This is a genomic window from Azospirillum lipoferum 4B (assembly GCF_000283655.1).
Lineage (GTDB): Bacteria > Pseudomonadota > Alphaproteobacteria > Azospirillales > Azospirillaceae > Azospirillum > Azospirillum lipoferum_C.
The window spans coordinates 461337-483640 of sequence record NC_016585.1; the positions used below are offsets into that span (position 1 = coordinate 461337).

At 68.3% G+C, this 22304-nt stretch carries 22 protein-coding genes, 1 tRNA gene and 1 riboswitch; of the genes, 11 read left to right on the forward strand and 12 right to left on the reverse strand.

Annotation, left to right across the window (positions count from 1 at the left end):
- Nucleotides 1-657 precede the first annotated feature (657 nt).
- On the forward strand, nucleotides 658-891 hold the full coding sequence (locus AZOLI_RS15895; protein WP_044551446.1) for a hypothetical protein: 234 nt from the start codon (nucleotides 658-660) through the stop codon (nucleotides 889-891).
- On the opposite strand, the gene AZOLI_RS15900 is transcribed toward AZOLI_RS15895, so the two are convergent.
- Entirely contained in the window at nucleotides 836-1717 is an 882-nt protein-coding gene (locus AZOLI_RS15900; RefSeq protein ID WP_014188186.1) for a DUF3108 domain-containing protein, read from the reverse strand. The two genes, AZOLI_RS15895 and AZOLI_RS15900, sit on opposite strands and share 56 nt — an antisense overlap.
- 188 nt (nucleotides 1718-1905) lie before the next feature.
- Between AZOLI_RS15900 and AZOLI_RS15905 the strand changes: the two genes are divergently transcribed.
- From AZOLI_RS15905 to AZOLI_RS15920, 4 genes are all read left to right on the forward strand, one after another.
- Nucleotides 1906-1980: transfer RNA gene (locus AZOLI_RS15905), tRNA-Val, on the forward strand.
- Nucleotides 1981-2210: 230 nt separating this feature from the next.
- Entirely contained in the window at nucleotides 2211-2375 is a 165-nt protein-coding gene (locus tag AZOLI_RS15910; RefSeq protein ID WP_014188187.1) for a hypothetical protein, read from the forward strand.
- Nucleotides 2376-2515: 140 nt separating this feature from the next.
- Nucleotides 2516-3397 (forward strand): pantoate--beta-alanine ligase, encoded by an 882-nt coding sequence (panC, locus tag AZOLI_RS15915; protein WP_014188188.1) that lies wholly within the window; start codon nucleotides 2516-2518, stop codon nucleotides 3395-3397.
- 115 nt (nucleotides 3398-3512) lie between these two features.
- A complete protein-coding gene (locus AZOLI_RS15920; RefSeq protein ID WP_244442590.1) occupies nucleotides 3513-3968 on the forward strand; it encodes a flagellar basal body-associated FliL family protein in 456 nt (151 codons plus the stop codon).
- A gap of 57 nt (nucleotides 3969-4025) precedes the next feature.
- Here the strand turns inward: AZOLI_RS15920 and AZOLI_RS15925 are convergent, their stop codons facing one another.
- Nucleotides 4026-5417, reverse strand: a complete 1392-nt coding sequence (locus AZOLI_RS15925) for a class II 3-deoxy-7-phosphoheptulonate synthase (RefSeq protein WP_014188190.1) — start codon at nucleotides 5415-5417, stop codon at nucleotides 4026-4028.
- 305 nt (nucleotides 5418-5722) lie between these two features.
- Here AZOLI_RS15925 and AZOLI_RS15930 point away from each other — a divergent pair, with 305 nt between their 5' ends.
- Nucleotides 5723-7087 carry an AmpG family muropeptide MFS transporter gene (locus tag AZOLI_RS15930; RefSeq protein WP_162488222.1) on the forward strand — a complete coding sequence of 455 codons (1365 nt, stop codon included), beginning with the start codon at nucleotides 5723-5725 and terminating at the stop codon, nucleotides 7085-7087.
- Nucleotides 7088-7280: 193 nt separating this feature from the next.
- Here AZOLI_RS15930 and AZOLI_RS15935 read toward each other — a convergent pair whose 3' ends face one another.
- The 4 genes from AZOLI_RS15935 to AZOLI_RS15950 all read right to left on the reverse strand — a co-directional run bounded on the left by AZOLI_RS15935 (nucleotide 7281) and on the right by AZOLI_RS15950 (nucleotide 11090).
- Nucleotides 7281-8183, reverse strand: a complete 903-nt coding sequence (locus AZOLI_RS15935) for a manganese catalase family protein (protein WP_014188192.1) — start codon at nucleotides 8181-8183, stop codon at nucleotides 7281-7283.
- 283 nt (nucleotides 8184-8466) lie between these two features.
- Nucleotides 8467-8949 (reverse strand): hypothetical protein, encoded by a 483-nt coding sequence (locus AZOLI_RS15940; protein ID WP_014188193.1) that lies wholly within the window; start codon nucleotides 8947-8949, stop codon nucleotides 8467-8469.
- A gap of 151 nt (nucleotides 8950-9100) precedes the next feature.
- Nucleotides 9101-10468: a glutathione-disulfide reductase gene (gor, locus tag AZOLI_RS15945; protein WP_014188194.1), complete on the reverse strand. Its 1368-nt coding sequence runs from the start codon at nucleotides 10466-10468 to the stop codon at nucleotides 9101-9103.
- A gap of 121 nt (nucleotides 10469-10589) precedes the next feature.
- Nucleotides 10590-11090, reverse strand: coding sequence for a flagellar basal body-associated FliL family protein (locus AZOLI_RS15950; protein WP_014188195.1), 501 nt, complete (start codon nucleotides 11088-11090; stop codon nucleotides 10590-10592).
- A 448-nt stretch (nucleotides 11091-11538) separates the two neighbouring features.
- Between AZOLI_RS15950 and AZOLI_RS15955 the strand changes: the two genes are divergently transcribed.
- Nucleotides 11539-12681: a nicotinate phosphoribosyltransferase gene (locus AZOLI_RS15955; protein WP_014188196.1), complete on the forward strand. Its 1143-nt coding sequence runs from the start codon at nucleotides 11539-11541 to the stop codon at nucleotides 12679-12681.
- A gap of 174 nt (nucleotides 12682-12855) precedes the next feature.
- Here AZOLI_RS15955 and deoA read toward each other — a convergent pair whose 3' ends face one another.
- The 6 genes from deoA to AZOLI_RS15985 are packed head-to-tail and all read right to left on the reverse strand — an operon-like array spanning nucleotide 12856 to nucleotide 18393.
- Nucleotides 12856-14175, reverse strand: a complete 1320-nt coding sequence (deoA, locus tag AZOLI_RS15960; RefSeq protein ID WP_014188197.1) for a thymidine phosphorylase — start codon at nucleotides 14173-14175, stop codon at nucleotides 12856-12858.
- 3 nt (nucleotides 14176-14178) lie between these two features.
- Nucleotides 14179-15006, reverse strand: coding sequence for a deoxyribose-phosphate aldolase (gene deoC, locus AZOLI_RS15965; RefSeq protein WP_014188198.1), 828 nt, complete (start codon nucleotides 15004-15006; stop codon nucleotides 14179-14181).
- Nucleotides 15003-15836, reverse strand: coding sequence for a purine-nucleoside phosphorylase (locus AZOLI_RS15970; protein ID WP_014188199.1), 834 nt, complete (start codon nucleotides 15834-15836; stop codon nucleotides 15003-15005). The genes deoC and AZOLI_RS15970 overlap by 4 nt, the downstream gene beginning before the upstream one ends.
- A gap of 15 nt (nucleotides 15837-15851) precedes the next feature.
- Nucleotides 15852-16271: a cytidine deaminase gene (gene cdd / locus AZOLI_RS15975; RefSeq protein WP_014188200.1), complete on the reverse strand. Its 420-nt coding sequence runs from the start codon at nucleotides 16269-16271 to the stop codon at nucleotides 15852-15854.
- A 4-nt stretch (nucleotides 16272-16275) separates the two neighbouring features.
- Nucleotides 16276-17250: an ABC transporter permease gene (locus AZOLI_RS15980; protein WP_014188201.1), complete on the reverse strand. Its 975-nt coding sequence runs from the start codon at nucleotides 17248-17250 to the stop codon at nucleotides 16276-16278.
- A 3-nt stretch (nucleotides 17251-17253) separates the two neighbouring features.
- Nucleotides 17254-18393, reverse strand: a complete 1140-nt coding sequence (locus AZOLI_RS15985) for an ABC transporter permease (RefSeq protein ID WP_014188202.1) — start codon at nucleotides 18391-18393, stop codon at nucleotides 17254-17256.
- A 186-nt stretch (nucleotides 18394-18579) separates the two neighbouring features.
- Here AZOLI_RS15985 and AZOLI_RS15990 point away from each other — a divergent pair, with 186 nt between their 5' ends.
- The 4 genes from AZOLI_RS15990 (at nucleotide 18580) to AZOLI_RS16005 (ending at nucleotide 22303) form a co-directional block, all read left to right on the forward strand.
- Complete coding sequence (locus AZOLI_RS15990) at nucleotides 18580-18912, forward strand: (2Fe-2S) ferredoxin domain-containing protein (RefSeq protein WP_014188203.1); 333 nt, start codon at nucleotides 18580-18582, stop codon at nucleotides 18910-18912.
- A 243-nt stretch (nucleotides 18913-19155) separates the two neighbouring features.
- On the forward strand, nucleotides 19156-20070 hold the full coding sequence (locus AZOLI_RS15995) for a DMT family transporter (protein ID WP_014188204.1): 915 nt from the start codon (nucleotides 19156-19158) through the stop codon (nucleotides 20068-20070).
- Between the two features lie 33 nt (nucleotides 20071-20103).
- Nucleotides 20104-20218, forward strand: a riboswitch (TPP riboswitch).
- A 71-nt stretch (nucleotides 20219-20289) separates the two neighbouring features.
- The gene (locus AZOLI_RS16000) at nucleotides 20290-21426 is read left to right on the forward strand and encodes an ABC transporter substrate-binding protein (protein WP_014188205.1); all 1137 of its coding nucleotides are present in this window, start codon (nucleotides 20290-20292) and stop codon (nucleotides 21424-21426) included.
- A 4-nt stretch (nucleotides 21427-21430) separates the two neighbouring features.
- The gene (locus tag AZOLI_RS16005) at nucleotides 21431-22303 is read left to right on the forward strand and encodes a branched-chain amino acid ABC transporter permease (protein WP_014188206.1); all 873 of its coding nucleotides are present in this window, start codon (nucleotides 21431-21433) and stop codon (nucleotides 22301-22303) included.
- The last annotated feature ends 1 nt before the right edge of the window (nucleotide 22304 follow it).

The window sequence follows — 22304 nt, forward strand, 5'->3', positions numbered from 1 at the left end:
TAGTAAGAAAACCGTATCCTAAGGGACTGTGGAACCATATGCAAAACGGGCGGCCGCTTCACCGCGACCGCCCATCAAAGGAAAAGACGTATATCTTCCTTGTCTAACCCATTGAAAATTCTAGTTTTCTGCAGATTGTTTCAATCTGTCATAGCCGCGCGCGCCATGGTCATGTCCTGCCCGGACGCCGGAAATAGCCGCTTCGGTAGGGATCTGCCCATGGCGTATGAAGGGGCACCGGCCTGTCCCTGACCGTTTCGCCGACCCGCCTTACTTGCCTCAAAAGCTGCGGGCGGTCCGCCAAGCGCGGCAACCGCCGGGGCAACGGAGCGGTGCATACGCAGATACTATCCTTTTGGACAGCTGCGGTATCCCTCAGGATGCGCCCGCGACGGCGGCAAAGCCCCTACAGTATTAGGGTCGATCCGGGAGGGGTTCCATGTTGCAGGACGATGCCGTGACGGCCGGTTCTCTGGCCATCTCCGCCACGTTCCTGCCACTGACGCTGGCCGCATCCGGCAGGCAAGACAAGCAATCAAGAACCTGCCGGGTGCGGACCGGGCGGCGGTGCATCATGCCGCCATCGCCCCCGCCCTGCGGCGATTCCCAACGGGAAGGAAATCCACCATGGTCTCTCGCATGGCTCGGATCGTTCATATGGGAAAACTGGGCGGCTATGCGGCTCTTCTGGAGGGCACGCTGCTTGAACTGGACGGCCGTCTGCTCTGGCCTTCGACGGGGGCGCTGAGCGAGGCGATGCGGCGCGCCGGCATCCAGCCGTCGGACCTGATCCTCGACACCCGCTCGCCCGTCGGGGCCATGACCTCCGTGACGGTCAACGGATCGGCGGCCGGACTGCTCCGCTCCGGCGCTCTGGCGATGGCGGCGTGACGCCGGTCAGGTGGGCGACCACGCTGCCGAAATCGCTGTCCGTCTCCAGCCGCACCGGCAGGGGCGGATAGCCGGCGGCGACCGGGGCCAGCCACAGATCCACCGGCGGCCGGTCGGCCGGGTTGCTCCGCTGCCAGAAGCGGCCGGTCGGGCCCGACTTGCCATATCCCGCCACCGGCTTGTAGCTGACCCGGCATTGCTGGGCGACCCCGGAGAAGACCGAATACCGTGACGGATCGACGATCCGCCGCCCCACCTCGGTGAACATCATGTCATAGCGGCGGCGGCCGTCGAACACCGGCAGCGAGCGGTCGCAATGCTGGCTCGCCCCCACCGCGAGCAGCAGGTCGAGCACGGCGGACAGCGGGTCCAGCGTACCGCGCTGCAGGGCGGGCGGCACCGGCTCGCGGTCGTCGGTCTCCGGCGGGGGAGTGACGGTGGCGGATACATCGCCCTGCGGCCCGTAGGTCAGCGTTACGGAGCGCGGCTCCCCGCGGAACTGGCTGGATTGCCGGTGGCTGGCCGGCCTCAGGTCCTCGCCCTGGCGGTGGCCGTCGCTCTGCGATTCCGTCTTCCAGCTGAACAGGCGGCCGATGGTGCCCCCGGTCACCGCCGACACCGCGATCCGGTAGCGGTCGCCGGTCACCTCCAGCGTCGCATCCACGTCCAGTGCGGTGACGCCGCCGACGAACACGCGGTAGGTCGCCCTCACCGGCTCTGCCATGGCCGCCGGTGCGGCGAGTGTCAGCAGGGGGAGCGACAGGCCGGCGGCCAGCAGGGCCGTTCCGAAACGGTCGGGGAGGCGGTGAGGGCTGGGATGGGGCACGGTCCGGGGCTCCTGCGGGCGGCGAAATCTTTTTTAAGATGGTGATGAATCTGGTGCTTGACACCCGGCAGGGAAGGCCGTAGAAACCCGCCCACCGCAGCGGCGGGGCCGACGACAGACGGTCGCGACGCTCCCGGGAAAGTCAGCCGGATCGGTTGAACGGAACGGGGCAAAGAGTTTCAGGGTTCGGGCGCGTAGCTCAGCGGGAGAGCATTCGCTTCACACGCGAAGGGTCACAGGTTCAATCCCTGTCGCGCCCACCATCAAAAAGGCTTCGGACGAAAGTCCGGAGCCTTTTCCTTTCCCGGCCATTCTGCCAGGGGCGCAGCCGCTGCAAGCGGTGAGGCGCGGCGGAGCCACAGGAAAAACGCGCATTATATAATTCTTATATAGCGGGCGAATCCGCGGTCGATTGACGCAGATCAGCCCCGTTTGCGTTGCAATACGGTAGATAGGGTCATTCCCTGTCACCCGTTTCGGAAAGCCTCACCTCATGGACGATACCCGCATCGCTCTGCTCTCTGTTGCCCTGCTCGTCGTGGTCCTCGCCATCATCATCGGCTCGGTGGTTTTCGTCCCGTCCTTCACCGCCCTGCTCGCCACGCTGCTGGCCTGGGCGAACCTGGCCTATCTGGTCGGCATCACCATCAAGCGCTGATGTTCCAGGGTCGACGCGGCGGGGAAGGGGATGCCTTCGCCGCCGCTTCGGCAACAGTCTGTCTTAGGGAAAGCTTTTCTGGACAGGAACGGTCCGACGCGTTATCCAGCCCGCGAATTCGACGCGCAAGGACCGCCGCCATGACGTTGACCGCCGCCCAGACCTCCAGCGACCTGCCGATCCTGAGGACGGTCGAGGATCTGCGAGCACAGGTCGCGGCCTGGCGTGCGCAGGGGCTGACCGTCGCCCTGGTGCCGACGATGGGGGCACTGCATGACGGGCATCTGGGCCTTGTGCGGCGCGGGCGGGAATTGGCCGACCGGGTGGTCGCCAGCGTCTTCGTCAACCCGACCCAGTTCGCTCCGCATGAGGATTTCGACCGCTATCCTCGTGACGAGGCCGGCGATTCCGCCAAGCTCCTGTCGGCGGGCTGCCACACTCTGTACGCCCCCACCGTACGCGCCATGTATCCGGAGGGGTTTGCCACCGCCATCTCGGTCGGTGGCCCGGCGGAGGGGCTGTGCGGTGCCTTCCGGCCGCAGATGTTCGGTGGCGTCGCCCTGGTGGTGACCAAGCTGTTCCTGCAGGCCCTGCCCGATGTCGCGGTGTTCGGCGAGAAGGACTATCAGCAGCTGATGGTGATCCGCCGCTTCACCCGCGATCTCGACATCCCCGTCCGCGTCGAAGGACTGCCGACGGTGCGCGAGGTCGATGGGCTCGCCATGTCCTCCCGCAATGCCTATCTCAGCGCCGAAGAGCGCGCACGCGCTCCGGAGCTGCACCGGGCACTGACCGCGGCGGCCGAGGCTCTGGCCCGCGGGGCCGAGGCCGAGGGTGTTCTAACCGGGATCCGCAGCCGCATCTCCGAGGCTGGATTCGGCGCCATCGACTATGTCGAGCTGCGCGATGCCGCGACGCTGGAGCCGGTGACCGCCGTCGTCCGCCCGGCCCGTCTCCTGGCCGCCGCCTGGATGGGCAAGGCCCGGTTGATCGACAACGTACCGGTTGCGCCCGCCGGCTGATCGGGCGGATTGTTTCCTGCACGGTTCGATCGGCATTTGACCGGCCTTTGTTGCAGGCTTAGAATCGCCGGCGATGGGACTTTTGACCCCCGTGATCGGGGGCGGAAAGGCGATCTTGCGGCTCGTCCGTCGCAACCGGCATGGGGAAACGGTGTCCCTGATGCCGCTGGTTCTGTTCGGCCTGCTGCTGCTGCTGGCAGCACTCGGCACCACGGGTGCCGTGGTGGCAAGCAAGAACCGCGCACCTGCGCCCCAGGCACAGCCGGGGGGCGACAAGAAATACGCCGCCCTGCCGATGATGACCTTCACCTTGGGGGGAGGCGGCGCGCGGATGGTCGACGTCAAGGTTCTGCTTGAGATCGACCGGACGGTGGACGGCAAGGTCGCCGATCCCTTCGTCCCCCGCATCTCCGACCAACTGTCCGACCGCATGCGCCAGATCGACCCGCAACAGCTGACGGGCGCCGATGGGGCGAAGCTGATGAAGAGCACGATCGCCGGTGTGCTCGACCGCGAATTGCGCGGCGTGCGGGTGAAGGAGATTCTGCTGGACCGGATGGTGGTGCGGTAGAAAAGGGCGGGGCAGGCGCCGCGAGGACGCCCGCCCGCTCCAATCACTCTGCCCCTATCACTCGGCCGCCACGGCGGCGCGGCGCTGGGCGTCGCGCGACTGGCGGCCTTCCTTCAGCTTTTCAGCCAGCAGGAAGGCCAGCTCCAGCGACTGGCTGGCGTTCAGGCGCGGGTCGCAGGCGGTGTGGTAGCGGAGCGCCAGATTGTGGTCGGTGATCGCCTGGGCGCCGCCGGTGCACTCCGTCACGTCCTGGCCGGTCAGCTCGAAATGCACGCCGCCGGCATGGGTGCCTTCGGCCTGATGCACCTCGAAGAAGCCGCGCGCCTCGGCCAGCACGCGGTCCACGGGCCGGGTCTTGTAGCCCGTGGTCGACTTCACCGTGTTGCCATGCATCGGGTCGCAGGACCACACCACCGTGCGGCCTTCGCGCTGAACCTTGCGCAGCAGCGGCGGGAACTTCTCCGCCACCTTGTCGGAGCCCATGCGCACGATCAGCGTCAGGCGCCCGGCCTCGTTGGTCGGGTTCAGGATGTCGATCAGGCGGATCAGCTCGTCCGGGTCGGTGGTCGGGCCGCATTTCAGGCCGATCGGGTTCTTCACCCCGCGCAGGAACTCGACATGGGCGCCGTCGGGTTGGCGGGTGCGGTCGCCGATCCACAGCATGTGGGCGGACACGTCGTACCAGTCGCCGGTGGTGCTGTCGACGCGGGTCAGCGCCTGCTCGAACGGCAGCAGCAGCGCCTCGTGGCTGGTGAAGAAGTCGGTCTCGCGGATCTGCGGCGTCGTCTCCGCGGTGATGCCGCAGGCGGCCATGAAGGCCAGCGCCTCGTCCAGGCGGGTGGCCAGCTCCTGGAAATGCTCGCCGGCCGGCGACTTCTCGACGAAGCTCAGCGTCCACTGATGGACCTTGTGCAGGTCGGCGTAACCGCCCTGGGCGAAGGCGCGCAGCAGGTTCAGCGTCGCGGCGGCCTGGGTGTAGGCCTGCATCATGCGCTCCGGATCGGGAACGCGGGCCTCGCTGGTGAAATCGAAGCCGTTGATGATGTCGCCGCGGTAGGACGGCAGCTCGACCCCGCCGATGTCTTCCATGTCGGCCGACCGCGGCTTGGCGAACTGGCCGGCCATGCGGCCGACCTTGATGACCGGGATCGAGGCGCCGAAGGTCAGCACCACGGCCATCTGCAGCAGGACGCGGAAGGTATCGCGGATGTTGTTGGGGTGGAACTCGGCGAAGCTCTCGGCGCAGTCGCCGCCCTGCAGCAGGAAGGCCTGGCCGGCAGCGGCCTCGGCCAGCTTGGCCTTCAGCCGGCGGGCTTCGCCAGCAAAGACCAGCGGCGGATAGGAGGACAGACGTTGCTCGACCGCCTCGACCTTGGACTGGTCGGGATAAGTCGGCAACTGCTTCGCCGGTTTCGTCTTCCAACTGGCGGGTGTCCAACGCTCGACCATGACGCGCCTGCTCTTCCTTGACGATTGCGGAACGGGGGCCGGGCGGGCGGCGAACGACCGGCGGCGAATCCCGTTGGGGGGTACTCTATAGCGCGACTCGCGGTAACTTTTCCACAGTTTCGGCCCGGCTGCCGGCAATGCTGTGCCGCGGCACCCGACGCTCCGCCACCGGGAGTGATTTCAGATGAAAGGAAGTTCGCGTCGGCGCCGCTGGCGGCGGGGGCTTGCGCCCTTTATACATCGGGGCAACCGGTCACCGCCCCCCGATCATTGGCCTCAATCATTGCCCGAGAGGAGCCATTTTGGTGAAAGCGACATCCTGGCGGGCAAATCGCCTGTCCTCCTGGGGGCAGGCCCTGGCGGTCTACCGCGACCCGCGCGTGCTGGCGATCCTGTTCCTGGGCTTTGCCGAAGGGCTGCCGCTGGCGCTGACCGGGGCCACGCTGAGTGTCTGGCTGACCGAGGAAGGCGTCAGCCGGACCAACATCGGCCTGTTCGCGCTGGTCACCATGCCCTATGCGCTGAAGTTCCTGTGGGCGCCGCTGATCGACCGCATGAGGCTGCCGGTGATGACGCGGCTGTTCGGGCGGCGGCGCGGCTGGGCGCTGACGGCACAGGCAGCGCTGATCGCGGCATTGCTGGGGCTGGGCACCACCGATCCCGGACAGGATCTGTGGTGGACCGCCCTGTGCGCGGTGCTGGTCGCCTTCTGCTCGGCCAGCCAGGACATCGTCGTCGACGCCTACCGCGTCGAGGTGCTGGAGGAGCACCAGCAGGGCGCCGGTGCCGCGGTGCTGGTGCTGGGCTATCGTTTCGGCCTGATGGCGGCAGGGGCGGGCGCCCTGTTCATTGCGGAGGCCTATGGCTGGCGCACGGCCTATGAGGCGATGGCGGCGCTGGTGCTGGTGGGGATGGCGACCATCCTGCTGTGCCGCGAACCGAAGGAGCCGCCGCCCAGCGCCCGCGAAAGGCTGATCGCCGAGTGGCTGGCGCGCCGGCCGCACCTGTCGGGCCGCAGCGCGGTGGCGCTCGCCTGGCTCTATGGCGCAGTGGTGGCGCCCTTCCTGCAGTTCATGGAGCGGCGCGCCTGGGTGCTGATCCTGGCCTTCATCGCCAGCTACAAGCTGGGGGAGGTGCTGGCCGGCCAGATGTCGTCGACCTTCTACATCAGCCTGGGATTCACGAAGTCGGAGATCGCCACGGTCGGCAAGCTGTTCGGCCTGTGGGCGACCATCGCCGGCGGGCTGCTGGGCGGGCTTCTGGTCGGCAAGGTCGGGGTGCTGCGCGGCCTGATGATCGGCGGCATCCTGCAGATGGTGTCGAACCTGGGCTATGTCCTGCTGGCCTGGACCGGCCATGACGTCTCGATCCTGGCGGTGACGGTGGTGATCGACAATGTCTGCGGCGGCATCGCCACCGCGGCCTTCGTCGCCTATCTGTCGGGGCTGTGCAACGTCGCCTACACGGCGACCCAGTACGCGCTGCTGTCGAGCTTCTACAAGCTGGGCGGCGACCTGTTCGGCGCCTCGTCCGGCTGGCTGGCGGAGCGGATGGACTGGATCGGCTTCTTTTTGCTGTCGATGGCCGGCGCCCTGCCGGCGCTGTGCCTGCTGGTCTGGCTGATGGGTCTGCACCGCCGGGACCGGGAGAGCGCCGTCCCCGCGCAGTAACTGGCACTATGGTTTACAGCTCCAGCAGGCACGCTCCATCACGGATGCCCTTCTCCCCTTGCGGGAGAAGGGTTGGGATGAGGGGGGCGACGGCCGCAGCCCGCTGGGAGTTATGGATTTGCGACCCCTCACCCCAACCCCTCTCCCGCGAGGGGAGAGGGGCTTTCTCGGCATGCGCCGCTCAAGGGAGTGGTCAGCCCCCGGTGGTGGTCTTGGTCTTGCCGGCGCCCGGCCCGGCGCCCAGGTCGGCGCCGGTGATCGGATCGGCGTCGGGCTTGGACATGGTGCGGGCGGCCACCGCGTTGACCGCGGCCATTTCGGATGCGGCCAGCTTGACCGTCGGGTTGCCGTCGCCGCCGTTGACCGGGGCGTCGGTTCCCTTGATGTCCACGAACTCCCACTGGGTGCCCTGGTTCCAGGGGCCGCGCATGTCGCCTTCGCCCTGGCTCATGTTGTAGTACTTGTCGGTATATTCCGGCTTGCCCGGCAGCTTGCCCGGCGGGAAGTTGTTGTCGATGGCGTACAGCGCCTTCTCGAAGCTCTTCTGGTGGGCGACTTCGCGGGTCATCAGGAAGCCCAGCGCATCCTTCACGCCCGGATCGTTGGTGACGTTGATCAGGCGCTCGTAGATGATCTTGGCGCGCGCTTCCGCCGCGATGTTGGAACGCAGGTCGGCCGTCGGCTCGCCGATGCTGTCGATGTAGCCGCCGGTCCACAGCTGTCCGGCCGAGTTCACCAGGGCCGGGCCGCCGCCATACAGAAGCGACAGGGTGTGGCTGCCGTTGCCCTGGGTGATGTTGGCATAGAGGTCGGTGGTTTCCTCCGCCCCCTCGGCCAGCTTGCCCTTGGCGCCCTTGGTCAGCATGGCGACGATGGAGCCGATCACTTCCAGGTGGCTCAGTTCCTCGGTCGCGATGTCGATCAGCATGTCCTTGCGGCCCGGATCCTCGTCGGCGAGACCCTGGGTGAAGTAGCGCATGGCCGCGGCGAGTTCACCCTGCGGGCCGCCGAACTGTTCCAGCATCAGGCTGGCGAGCACCGGGTTGGGCTCCGACACGCGCACCGTGTACATGAGCTTTTTGTTGTGCATGAACATGCGAGGGACTCCTCCTGCGTCTGATGGCCCGCCTGGCGGGGGCCGAGGATCGGAGAAATCCGGACCGGCCCATCGCCGGGGATGCAGGGGAAACCAGCAGGAGGGGCCGTTCCGGATCGCTCACCCGTCCTCAACCGGGAGACTTTGGAAGCGTTCCAGAAGATCGTCCTGCGCCGGCGTATTATATCGACCGGTGTGTACTGGCTGGGCTGGAAGGGGCGTGGGAGACGGGGACCGGCATTCTGCCGGCCTCCGCCATCCTTTAACCGCTCTGCGGCAAGCCTTACTTGGCCTGCGCGCGGCAGGCGTCGAGTGCCGAAATCGCCTTGCGGGTGTCGTCGAGATAATAGGTGTAGGCGTAATCGTCGCTCTTCCCATCCATCTCCATGTACAGTTCATTGCCGTTCATCAGCGCGTTGATCGCGGTGGCGGAGGCGGGCAGGCCGACGGCGGCCATCGTGCTGTCGACGGCGACGCCCTGGACCTTCTCGCTCCATGACTTGTCGACCGCCAGGGAGATGGACAGCGTCTCCTTCTCCTTCAGTTTCCAACCGGTGTCCCGGAACACCATCACCATGGCCTGTCCCTGGTTGGTGTAGGCAAGCCCCACGCCGGCGGTGTCCTTGCTGTCCGTCTTCCATTCCTGGGAGATCGCGCAGTCCTTGTCGAGCTGCACGGTCCAAACGCCGATCTTCGTGTCGGCCTGGGCCGTTGCGACCGACGCCAGGACAGCCATGCCGGCGAACGCCGCCAAAATTCCGCGCATTTGCAAACAAACTCCCGATAAAGTCTTATATCGGGGCACTTTAGGAATTGCATTCGAGAGAAGTCCAGCCTCTTCGCCGGTCTGCCGCCGGGGAAGGAAAATCAGCGCCCCGGCCTTGCATTCGGATGCAGGGACCGGGGCGCCGGGCCGCTCAGATCTTCTTTTCCGGCTCCGCCTTTTCGCGCATCAGCACGAATTCCTCCGAGGTGGAGGGATGGAGCGCGATGGTTCGGTCGAAGTCGCGCTTGGTGGCGCCGCAGTTCAGCGCGATGGCCAGCGGCTGCATCATTTCCGGCGCGTCCATGCCCATCATGTGGCAACCCAGCACGCGCTGGCTCTCGCCGTCGACCACCAGCTTCATCAGCACCCGCTCGTCCCGGCCGGACAGGGTATGCTTCATCGGGCGGAAGCCGGCCTTGTAGATGTCGACCTGCGGGTATCTGGCGCGGGCCTGCATCTCCGTCAGCCCGACGGTGCCGAGCGGCGGCAGCGAGAACACCGCGGTCGGCACATTGTCGTAGCCGATATGCATGGGGTTGTCGTTGAACAGCGTCTCGGCCAGCGCACGGCCCTCGGCGATGGCGATGGGGGTCAGCGCCATGCGGTCGGTGACGTCGCCGATGGCATAGATGCTGTCCACGCTGGTGCGCGACCAGTCGTCGACCGGAATCGCGCCGGCCTCGTTCAGCGTGATGCCGACCTCTTCCAGGCCGAGATTCTTCGTGTTGGGGCGCCGGCCGGTGGCGGCCATAACCAGCCCCGCCGAATGCTCGCGGCCCATATGGTCGGTCAGGGTATAGCCGCCGGCCCCCTTTTCCAGCTTTACCGGCTTGCAGCGCGAAACGATGTTGATGCCGCGCTTGCGCATCTCCTGCGCCAGGGCGACGCGGATGTCGTCGTCGAACCCGTTCAGCAACTCGTCGCCGCGGATCATCAGCGTCACTTCGGAGCCCAGCCCGCGGAAGATGCTGGCGAATTCCACGGCGATGTAGCCGCCGCCGACGATCAGCACGGAATGGGGGAGCTTTTCGAGGTGAAGCGCCTCGTTGGAGGTCGCGGCGAGCTCGATCCCCTCGATCGGCGGCAGCGACGGCCAGCCGCCGGTGGCGATCAGGATGTTGCGGGCGGTGTAGCGCTTGCCGTCGACCTCCACCGTATGGCGGTCGACGATCCGGCCGAACCCCTCATACAGGGTCACGCCGGAGTTCTTCAGCATGGTGATGTAGATGCCGTTCAACCGGTCGATCTCGCGGTCCTTGCGCGAGATCAGCGTTTCCCAGTCGAAGGCCGGCGTGTGGGAGTTCCAGCCATAGCCGCAGGAATCCTCGAAACCGTCGCGGAACTGGGCGGCGTAGACCAGCAGCTTCTTCGGCACGCAGCCGCGGATCACGCAGGTGCCGCCGACGCGGCTGCCTTCGCAGATCGCGACCTTCGCGCCGTAGGACGCGGCGCGCCGGCTTGCGGCGACGCCCCCGGACCCCGCCCCGATGGTGAAGAGGTCGAAATCGAACTCGGCCACGGCCGTCTCCTTCCGCAACTTGACGCTTGAACGCCACGAACGGGTCCCGCGAACGGTCGCGGGCCTGCCGGATGTGGTCGGGCAGGATATGGGGAGGCGAGGGGCGTTGGGAAGCGCGCCGTCAGCGCAGCAGCATATCCTGGATCAGCACTTGCCGAAGCTTCAGCGGCCGCATGGTCTTGTTGGCGACGTGGCGCAGCGCATCCTTGATATAGACCGGCCCGTCGGCGCCGCGCAGTTCGGCCGGATCGGCCTCCAGCAGGCGCCGGCTGATGGCGTCGGCGATGCGCGGCAGGTGCGGGGTGACCGTTTCCAGCGGCGTCGCCGGGTCGAACTCCAGCACCGCGCGCAGCCGCAATTCCTGCAGGCGGCGGCCGTCGTTCAGGGTGAGGGTCAGGGTGGGCAGGACGGCATAGACCGCCGGGGCCGGAGCGGCGTCGATTCGGTGCGCGGCGAAGGCGCCCTGGGCGGGGGCCGGGCGCAGCAGCAGCGCACCGCCGACCCCGGCGCCGGCGAAGGCGAGCATCAATCCGATCAGCACCAGAACGATCCGGTTCCCCGTCCCATCGAAGGAGGGCAGGGCGGGCGAAGCCGATTCGGCGGTCGCGGTCGTGTTCGCCATTCCGTGCAGCCGCCCTGTTGCGATCGAAGCCTGTAGGACGACTTTAAAAGCGCGGAAGTGGCAGGTCAAATAATGGTATTTGATCTGGTTTTTCTATGAATACGGCAGGCGAAGGGCGCCAACGATTGCGGCAGCAGCGGGGTGATTTCATGAGCATTTGACCTGTATGCCAGGAATGCCGGCAGCGGAATTCCCGTCGGAAAATGCAACTCTGCCATCCGTTACCGGTTGGCAGGATGGGAAGCCTCTTCCCCCGCCTGCCCGGGGCGTATAATGCTGGGATTCCAACACAACCGGCCGGCTGTCCTGTCCGGCGGCCGGGCCATCCAGAACGAAGCGTCGCAATGCCATGCGCAGACACCGGCGGGGACAGGGACGAAAGGCGAGGGTTACCGGTATGAGCAGCACCGACAACCGATCAGTTGGCAGCCGGGCAGCGGGAAGCGGGATGGCCGGCAAAGGGCCGACCGCCCTCAACCCGACCTCCGCCCAGGTCCCCGACTGGACGGACACCTATTTCCGCCGCACCAGGGAAGCGGTGGGCAAGTTCGGCGACAAGACCGTGACCTACGCCATCTTCATGCGGCGTCCGGTGGTCTGCGCCCCGCGCCTGGCGGTGGACTGGCTGGAGGCGGTGGCGCGCGAGCGCAACACGACGTTCCAGATCGAGCTGAACTACCCCGAGGGAAAATGGGTCGGCGCCGGCGAGCCGATCATGTATGTCACCGGCTCCTTCTATCATCTGGTCGATTGCGAGACGATCCTCCTGCAGAAGCTGGGGCCGGCAAGCGTCGCGGCCTACAACGCCTTCACCATGTGCGCCGACCTGCCGAAGGTCGCCTTCCTTGCCATGGATGCGCGCCACTGCGCCGGGACGGAAATGGCGGAGATGATGGCCTATGCCGCCTCCGTCGGCTCGGACCGGGCCAAGCGCAAGGTCGGGGCCAAGGGCTTCATCGGCAATGCCACCGACGCCACCGCCCCCTATTTCGGGCAGGAGAAGGGGATGGGCACCATGCCCCATGCCCTGATCGGCTATGCCGGCTCGACCGTGCGCGCGGCGGAGATGTTCCACGAGACCTTCCCCGACCTGTCGCTGACCGTGCTGGTCGATTATTTCGGCCGCGAGATCACCGACGGGCTGGAGGTCTGCCGCCGCTTCCCGCAGCTCGCCGCCCAGGGCAAGCTGGCGCTGCGGCTCGACACCTCCGGCGGGCGCTTCGTCGAGGGGCTGGACCCGCCCGGCTCCTACGCCGTGCTGGAGCGCCATGCGCCGCACGCCATCCGCGGCTATCGCGACGAGACGCAGCTGCGCTACCTGATCGGCACCGGCGTGTCGGCGGCGGCGATCCATTACGTGCGCGAAAGGCTGGACGAGGCCGGCTTCCCGGCGGTGAAGATCGTCGCCAGCAGCGGCTTCGGCCCGGCCAAGTGCCGCCTGATGGCGGAGGCCAACGCCCCGGTGGACGTGATCGGCACCGGCAGCTACCTGCCCGAACGCTGGACCGAGACCTACGCCACCGCCGACATCATCGAGTATGACGGCGAACGCCGCGTGAAGGTCGGCCGCGAGTTCCTGTTCCGGCGTTAGGTTGCGGATAATCCTCCCTCTCCCGCCCCGGGAGAGGGAAGGGGCCCAAGCGGAGCTTGGGAAGGGTGAGGGGTGATCCAAGGATCAGGTCCATGTTCGGATAGCCCCTCACCCTCCCCACGCCTGACGGCGCGGGTCCCCTCCCTCTCCCGGGGCGGGAGAGGGCGTTATCCTTCACCCCAGACGCTTAGCGATCAGCGGCCCCCGCTCCGGTGCGGCGTCCGTCACCGTGACCGACGCCTTCAGGCGGCGTTCCGCCTCCTCGGCCTGCGCCTCCGTGCGGGCGTGCAGGATCGCCAGCGGCCGCTCTCCGGGACCCACCGCGTCGCCCAGCCCGGCGACGTCGTCGAAGCCGACGGCGAAGTCGATGGCGTCGGTGGTCTTGGTCCGGCCACCTCCCAGCGCCACCACCGCCATGCCGACTCCGCGGGTGTCGATGGCGCCGACGAAGCCGGCGCGCTCGGCGAAGACCGGGCGGACGATGGGCGCGCTTTCCAGATGGCGGTCCGGCTGCTCCAGCAAATCGGCCGGTCCGCCCAGCGCCGCCACCATGCGGGCGAAGCGCTCCGCTGCCGCGCCGCTGGCGATGGAGCGGTCGGCCATGACCCGTCCCGCCGCGGCGTCCGGCGCCAGCCCGGCAAGCGCCAGCAGATCCGCTGCCAGCGCCGCCGTCACTTCATAGAGCCGCGGGTCGGCCGCCTCGCCGCGCAGGATGGCGAGGCATTCGCGCATCTCCAGCGCGTTGCCGGCGCTGCGGCCCAGCACCTCGTTCATGTCGGTCAGCAGGGCGACCGCCGGCAGGCCGGCGCCCATCGACACGGTGACGATGCTGTCCGCCAGCGCCTCGGCATCCTCGAATCGCTGCATGAAGGCGCCGGTGCCGAACTTCACGTCCATCACCAGCGCGTCCAGCCCGGCGGCGAGCTTCTTCGACAGGATCGACGCGGTGATGAGGTCGAGCGACTCCACCGTCGCCGTCACGTCGCGGATGGCGTAAAGGCGCTTGTCGGCCGGGGCGATGTCGTCGGTGGCGCCGATCACCGCGCAGCCGACCTCCTTCACCACCTGGCGCAGCAGCTCGTTGTCTGGCTTGGCGCGGTAGCCGGGGATGCTCTCGAACTTGTCGAGCGTGCCGCCGGTGTGGCCAAGGCCGCGGCCCGACACCATCGGCACGAATCCGCCGCAGGCGGCCAGCATCGGCGCCAGGATCAGGCTGACCTTGTCGCCGACGCCGCCGGTGGAATGCTTGTCGATCACCGGGCCGGGCAGGCCCAGCGACTTCCACTCCATCACCGTGCCGGAATCGCGCATTGCGCGGGTCAGCGCCACCCGCTCGTCCAGGCTCATGCCGCGGAAGAAGACGGCCATGGCGAAGGCCGCGGCCTGGGATTCCGAAACGCGGCCGTCGGTGATGCCGCGGACGAAGTCCTGGATGGTGGCGGCGTCGAGCGGCTGGCCGTCGCGCTTGGCGCGGACGATCTCTTGTGGAAGCATTGCTCAGTACCCTCCCGCCGGGGCCGCTTCGCGCTCGCCTTCCCGCTTTCCATGCCCGGCGGCTGCCAGCAGCGCGTCGAGCAGGCTGGAGGCGCCGAAGCGGAAGGTCTGCGGCGTCGCCCAGCCCTCGCCCAGGATTTGGTCGGCCAGCGCCAGATAGCGCGCCGCTTCCGCCGCGTCGCGGATGCCGCCGGAGGCCTTGAAGCCGACCGTCTTGCCCGATTCATAGATGCTGTCGAGCATCACCGCCGCCGCCGGCAGGGTGGCGGCCGGCTGCGTCTTGCCGGTGGAGGTCTTGAGGAAATCGGCACCGGCGGCGATGGCGTCACGCGCCGCCCAGGCCAGCAGCTCGGCGTCGGGGAAGGCGCCCGATTCCAGGATGACCTTCATCAGGGCCTTGTCGGCGCAGGCCTCGCGGCAGGCTTTCACGACATTCATCGGCTGGGTGCGGGCGCCGTCGATGAAGGCCTTGTAGGGCAGAACCACGTCGATCTCGTCGGCCCCGTCGGCGATGGCGCGCCGGGTTTCCGCCGCCACCGACGATGCGTCGGCCTCGCCGGTTGGGAAATTCACCACGGTGGCGATTTTCACCGGCGTGCCCTCCAGCGCCTTGCGGGCGGTGGGCACGAAGCGCGCCCAGACGCAGACCGCGGCGACCGGCCCGACGGGCGTCACGGCACGGGCGCAGAGAGCCTCCACCACCCGGTCGCTGTCGTCGCCGTTCAGGCTGGTGAGGTCGAGCATGCCCACGGCCCGGCGCGCCAGATCGGCGTCGGACGGGGCGTTCGCGCTGGCGTCGAGCGCGCTTTGCAGGTCGGCAGACAGTTTCATGACCGGGACCCGTCCTTTTCATGCAGGCGTTCGAGGAAACCGACCAGCAGGCGTTCCAGGTCGGCGGCTGCCGCCGATGCGGCGGTCAGGGTCTGGCGATGGTCGACCGGTCCGTCGCCGAGCCCGACACCCAGGTTGGTGACGACGGCGCATCCGACGACCCGCAGGCCGCAATGGCGCGCGACGATGCATTCCGGGACGGTGGACATGCCGACCGCGTCGGCGCCCAGCAGCTTCATCATCCGCACCTCGGCCGGCGTCTCGAAGGACGGGCCGGGATAGGCGGCATAGACGCCCTCCGCCAGATCGATGGCGAGCCCGGCGGCGACATCCTTCAGCAGGCCGCGAAGCTCCGGGTCCCAGGCGTCGGTCATGCTGGGGAAGCGCTCGCCGAAGGCCTCGTCGTTCGGGCCGGTCAGCGGGTTGGCGCCCAGCAGGTTCAGATGGTCGCTGATCGCCATCAGCCGGCCGGGTCCGACCTCCAGCCGCAGCGAACCGACGGCGGCGGTCAGAACCAGCGTGTCGCAGCCGGCCAGCTTCAGCGCCCGCACCGCGGTTTTCAGCGCGTCGAAACCATTGCCCTCATAGGCGTGGACGCGGCCCTGCATGCAGGCGACCTCCACCCCGCCGAGTTGCCCGACCACCAGCCGCCCGGCATGGCCGGACACGCTGGGAACGGGGAAGCCGGCGATGTCGGTGTAGGGGATGGCGACCGCATCGGCGATGCGGTCGGCGATGCCGCCCAGGCCGGAGCCCAGCACGATGCCGACCCGCGGCCGGTGGCCGGAGGCACGGTGAAGGATGTCCGCGGCGGCGCGGGCTGCGGTCATGTCGGGAAACTCCGCTCAGAAGGCTAAATTGGTGGGGCCGAAGGATTCCGGCAACAGGGTTTCCAGCGGGAAGGTCCGCCGCAGCCCGGCCGGGTCGCAGATGTGGATCGGCGTTTCCAGTGTGGCGAATTCGCGGATGCGCTGGCGGCAGCCGCCGCAGGGGGTGCAGATTTCCTCCGCTCCCGCCTCGCCGCCCATCACGGCGATGGCGCGGATGCGGCGGTCGCCGGCGGTCACCATGGCGCCGATGGCGCTCGATTCCGCGCATTGGCCCTGCGGATAGGCCGCGTTCTCCACATTGCAGCCGGCGAAGATGCGCCCCGATTCGCCGAGGATGGCCGCACCCACCTTGAACTTGGAATAGGGGGCGTGGGCGTTCTCGCGGGCGACGCGGGCCGCTTCGATCAGGCGTGCCAGCTCGGGCGTGTCGGTCATGGCCTCAGCGCTCCTTGACATAGGGGATGCCGCTCGCCTTCGGGGCGATGGCCTTGCCGACGAAGCCGGCCAGCAGCAGCACGGTCAGCACATAGGGCAGCATCTGGATGAACTGCACCGGAATGACCCCGATCACCGGCAGCTCGACGCCCTGCAACCGCACCTGCACCGCGTCGGTGAAGGCGAACAGCAGGCAGGCGAACAGGGTCGGCCCCGGCCGCCATTTGCCGAAGATCAGCGCCGCCAGCGCCAGATAGCCCTTGCCGGCGGTCATGTCGCGGACGAAGCCGGCGCCATGGCCGGTGGACAGGTAGGCCCCCGCCATGCCGGTCAGCACGCCGGTCACCAGCAGCGCCTGATAGCGCAGCGTCGCCACCGACAGGCCGGCGGTGTCGACCGCCGCCGGATTCTCGCCCACCGCCCGCAGCCGCAGCCCGAAGCGGGAGCGGTGGAGCACCCAATGGGTGGCGATCACCAGGACCAGCGTCACCCAGATCAGGATGTTGTTGCCGTTGAACAGCTCGCGATAGATCGGCCCCAGCACCGGCACGCCGGCCAGCGCGTCCACTCCCGGCAGATCGACCGCGGGGATGCGCGCCTGGTTGGGCAGAAGCGGGGTCTGGCCGCCCTGATGGAACCAGGCATAGGCCAGCGTCGGCGCCAGCCCGGCGACCAGGATGTTGATCGCCATGCCCGACACCACCTGATTGCCGTTGTGGGTGATGCAGGCGAAGCCATGGACCATCGCCAGCGTCACCCCCGCGGCGATGCCCGCCAGCAGCCCGAGCCAGGGGTTGAGGGTTGCCGAGGCGACGGCGGCGGAGAAGAAGGCGCCGGCCAGCATCTTGCCTTCCAGCCCAATGTCGACCACGCCGGCCCGCTCGCAATACATGCCGGCGAAGGCCGCCAGCACCAGCGGCGTCGCCACCCGGACGGTGGCGCCCAGCAGCTGCAACGCCAGAAGAAGCGCGTCCTCCATCGCTCAGCTCCTCCCCGTCTCGACCGCGGCGGCGCCGCGGCGGCGGAACAGCGCCTCCACCTGCGGCTTGAACAGGTTTTCCATCGCACCCGCGAACAGGATGACCAGACCCTGGATCACCATCACCAACTCGCGGTTGATCGAGGGGTATTCGAAGGACAGCTGGCCGCCGCCCTGCGCCAGAACCCCGAACAGCAAGGCCGCCAGAATGATCCCGACCGGATGGTTGCGTCCCATCAGCGCCACGGCGATGCCGACGAAGCCGACACCGCCGGTGAAGTTCAGGATCACCCGGTGCTGCACGCCCAGGATCTCGTTCACGCCGACGAAGCCGGCAAGCGCGCCGGAAATCAGCATGGCGATGACGATGTTGCGGGCCGGCGAGATGCCGGCATAGACCGCCGCCCGCTCGTTCCGGCCCACCGTGCGCAGCTCGTAGCCCCAGCGGGTCCGGCGCAGGAACAGATGGAACAGAAGGCAGCAGGCCAGCGCCCACAGGAAGGACAGGTTCAGCGGCGAGGCCGGAATCGTGATGCCGATCCAGCCCAGCGCCCGGTCCATCGACGGCAGCCAGACGCCGGGATCGAACTCCCGTGTTTCCGGCGACTGGCTGCCGGGGCGGATCAGCACGTCCACCAGCAGCCAGGTCATGATCGACGCGGCGATGAAGTTGAACATGATCGTCGTGATGACGATGTGGCTGCCGCGCTTGGCCTGCAGCCAGGCCGGGATGAAGGCCCAGGCGGCGCCGAACAGGGCCGACGCCAGGATCGCCAGCAGCGCCACCACCGGCCAGGGCCAGCCGGTCAGCGCCAGCGCCACCAGCCCGGCGCCGAGCCCGCCCAGATAGGCCTGCCCCTCGCCGCCGATGTTGAACAGCCCGCAATGGAAGGCAATGGCCACCGCCAGCCCGGTGAAGATGTAGCTGGTGGTGTAATAAAGGGTGTAGCCGATGGCCTCCGGGTAACCCAGAGCCTCCGTCACCAACAGCGACAGCACGTCCACCGGATTCTCGCCGATCACCAGGATCACCAGCCCCGACAGCACGAAGGCCGCGACGAGGTTGAGAACCGGCAGCAGCGCATACCCGACCCAGCCCGGCACGGCGCCCGGCTGCCCCTTCCCCGACCCGCTCAGCAGCACCGGCGTCTCCTGGATTGCCCCTTGCCTGGGAGTCTTAACCGGCAACCCCGCCGCTGACCAAGCATTTCGTCACGCCGAAAAGCCAAGAGGGGCGAGGACTTGGAAGCGTCACAAAAGTCTTGCCGCAGCGCAGCATTCTGGCATGCTTCTTACCCATATGGAAATTATGGTTATGGAGCATGCCCGATGCCGCTCGACCTGCCGCAGACCTTCCGCCACCATGTCTTCTGTTGCGCTCAGCAGCGCCCGCCCGGCCATCCGCGCGGCAGCTGTGCCGCCAAGGGGGCGCATCCGCTGTGGCAGCGGCTGGACCAGAAAATCCAGGGCAAGGGCCTGACGGATGTGGGCATGGCGATGACGGGCTGCCTCGGCTTCTGCTCCGCCGGGCCGCTGATGGTGGTGTATCCGGAGGGCATCTGGTATCGCCCGGAAACACCGGAGGACATCGACGAGATCGTCGAGTCGCATCTGGTCGGGGACACGCCGGTGGAGCGGTTGGTGATGGTGCTGACGCGGTGAGGCGGAGGCTTCGGATGCCCCCACCTAACCTCCCCCGCTGGGCGGGGGAGGGACTGCCGCAGCCTTCCCGAACAAGCACTTGTCCCCTCCCCCGCCCAGCGGGGGAGGGTTAGGGAGGGGGCACCGTCAGCCGACGCTTAACAAAATCCCACGCCTATCAGACCTGCGGTTGCGGCATTGGGACGCGGGCGGATTTGCCCATATTGTGGGCAACCTCCGCCATTGCCCGTCCGAACCGATCCCATGACCGACGCCGAAACCGCCGACCTGCTGCCTGCCGAGGCCGATTCGGTTCCCTATGCCGTCGGCTGCTTCCTGGCCGCGATCCTGCTGTTCGCGGCGATGGACACGCTGATCAAGTTCCTGACCGCCGGCTACCCGGTGCCGCAGTTGATGTTCGTGCGCTCGCTGGTCGCCTTCCTGCTGGTGGGCGGCTACACCCTGTGGCGCGGCGGCGGAATCGCGGCGATGCGGACGCAGCGGCCCTGGGGGCATGTCTGGCGCGCCTTCGCCGGGCTGATCTCCATGGGATGCTTCTTCTATGCGTTCCGGGAACTGCCGCTGGCCGATGTCTATGTGCTGAGCTTCGCCGGGCCGCTGTTCATCACCGCGCTGTCCGCCCCGCTGCTGGGGGAGCCGGTGGGTTGGCGGCGCTGGGTGGCGGTGGTGGTCGGGTTTGGCGGCGTGGTGGTGATGGCGCAGCCGTCGGCCGGGGCGCCGCTGGTGCCGGTGCTGGTCGGGCTGTGCGCCGCGCTGTTCTATGCGCTGGCGGCGCTGGCCGTGCGCGGCCTGTCGCGGACCGAGACCAGCGCGTCGATCGTGCTCTATCTGCTGCTGACGACGACGGTGGTCAGCGGCGCGCTGACGGTTCCCGTCTGGATCGCGCCGACCGCCGACGCGCTGGGTCTTATGGCGCTGGTCGGGGTGCTGGGTGCGGGGGCGCAGGTGCTGCTGACCCAGGCCTTCCGCCGCGCGCCGCCGGCGGTGGTGGCGCCCTTCGAATATACCGGCATGGTCTGGGCCAGCCTGTTCGGCTGGATGGTGTTCGGCGACCTGCCGACCGCGCCGGTGCTGCTCGGTGCCATGGTCATCATCGGCAGCGGGCTCTATATCCTGCATCGTGAAACCATGGTGGCGCGCCGCCGGCTGGGTTCTTGACAGGACAGGGCCGGCGGCGACACTCTCGCCGCCTGTTCACGGCTGGGGTGCCTGTGCGGATGCCGGATCGGCGGATGCGCGGGCTGAGACAACACCCATCGAACCTGATCCGGGTCATGCCGGCGAAGGGAGCCGACCGGAACCCGACGGACCGGCCGTAAATGCCCCGTCCCCTCCGCGTCGCTCCGCTTGCCGGCGCGTGTTGAGGAGTTTTCGGTCATGCGGCGTGCGCTTCCCCTTCTGATCGGCCTGCTGGCCGCATCCTCCTGTCTGTCGTCCGCCGCCCGCGCCGACGACACGCTGTCCTTTCCGGTGCTGGTGCCGCTGACCGGCTTCCTGTCGCTGGAGGGCACCAGCCAGCGCAACGGTGCCGTCCTGGCGCTGAAGCAGACCCCGGCCGGGATCGCCATCGCCTCCGAAGTCGTCGACACCGGCACCTCGCCCGAGGCGGCGGTGACGGCGCTGGAGCGCGCGGCCGGCAGCGGCACGGTCGGGGCGGTCGCCGCCAGCATGCTCGGCACCCAGATGCTGGCGATGCTGCCGCTGGCGCAGGAGCTGAAGCTGCCGCTGGTCACCGTCTCGGGCACCGCCTCGATCACCGAGCAGGGCAACCCCTGGGTCTTCCGCTTCTTCCCCGGCGATGCCGTGACCAAGGCCGCCCATGCCCGCTATGTGGTGGAGGAGCTGGGCAAGCGGCAGCCGGCCGTCATCTACCAGACCACCGCCTATGGCCAGAGCGGCAAGACCCATCTCGACGCCGCCTTCAAGGCTCTGGGCGTCACCCCCGTCTTCGAGGAGGGGGTGGACCCCGCCGCCAAGGACCTGCTGCCGGTGTTGACCAAGGCGCTGGCCGCCAAGCCCGACGTGCTGGTGCTGCATCTGCATTCCGGCCCGACCGCGTTGCTGCTGCGGCAGGCGGCGTCCAGCGGGGTGGCGGTGCCCATCGTCGCCGGCTCCGCCATGCATCAGCCGAGCACCGCCGCCCTGCTGGAACCGGCGGAGCTGAAGGGCGTCTGTGCCGAGACCGCGGCCTCGCCCATCTCCGGCGGCACGCCGGAGGTCAAGGCCTTTACCGATGCCTACCGCACCGTCTTCGGCAAGGAGCCGGATGCCTTCGCGCTCGGCCAGTATGATGGCATGACCATGGTGCTGGAGGCGGTGAAGGCCGGCGCCCGCGGCCCCGACGCGATCCGCAAGGCTCTGTCGTCGGAGACCTTCAAGGGCCTCGCCATGACCTACAAGTCCGACGGCAAGGGCAACATGGCCCATTCCGCCGTCATCGTCTGCTATGACGGGACCAGCCGCGTGCCGGTGCTGGCGAAGCGCTACGACGACCCCGCACTCGCGGCGAAGTGAGCGGATGGCGGCGCTTCAACTGCTGGTCAACGGGGTGGCGCTGGGGGCGGCCTATGCGCTGGTGGCGCTGGGATTCGTGCTGGTGCTGAACGCCACCTCGGCGGTGAATTTCGCCCAGGGCGATCTGGTCATGGCCGGCGGGCTGCTGGCGGTGGCGCTGGCGCCCCTGATCCCGCTGCCGGGCATCGCCCTGCTGCCGGTGGTGCTGGCGCTGATGGCGGGACTGGGGCTGCTGCTGGCGCTGGCGGCCTATCTGCCGCTGCGCCGCCGGCCGCCGGTGTCGGTCTTCATCAGCACCATCGCCATCGGCATCATCCTGCAGAACGGCGCCGCCATCCTGTTCGGGCCGGAGCCGCGCGCTGCGCCGCCGCTGCTCGGCGACGACACCCTTTCCATAGGCGGGCTGGCGGTGCCGGAGCAGTCGCTCGCCATCGTCGCGGTGGCGGCGTTGCTGATCGGCGCGCAGCAATGGGTGTTCGCCCGCACGCAGCTTGGACGCCGGCTGCGCGCCACGGCGCAGGACCCGGAGATGGCGCGGGCCTGCGGCGTGCCGGTCACGGCGATGATCCTGGTGACCTTCGCCATCGGTGCCGCCTGTGCCGGGGCGGCGGGGCTGCTGCTCGCCAACCGCTATTTCGTCACGCCGACCGCGGGCGGGGACCTGATTTTGAAGGCCTACATCGCGGTAACCATCGGTGGCTGGGGGTCGGTGCCGGGGGCTGTGGTGGGGGCGCTGCTGATCGCGCTGTTCGAGGTGGGGGTGTCGTCGGTGCTGTCCTACCCAGTGGCGCTGGGAGCGCTGTACCTGACGCTGCTGGCGATCCTGGTGTTGCGGCCGCAAGGCCTGTTCGGCGAAGCGGTGCGCCGCCGTGGCTGAG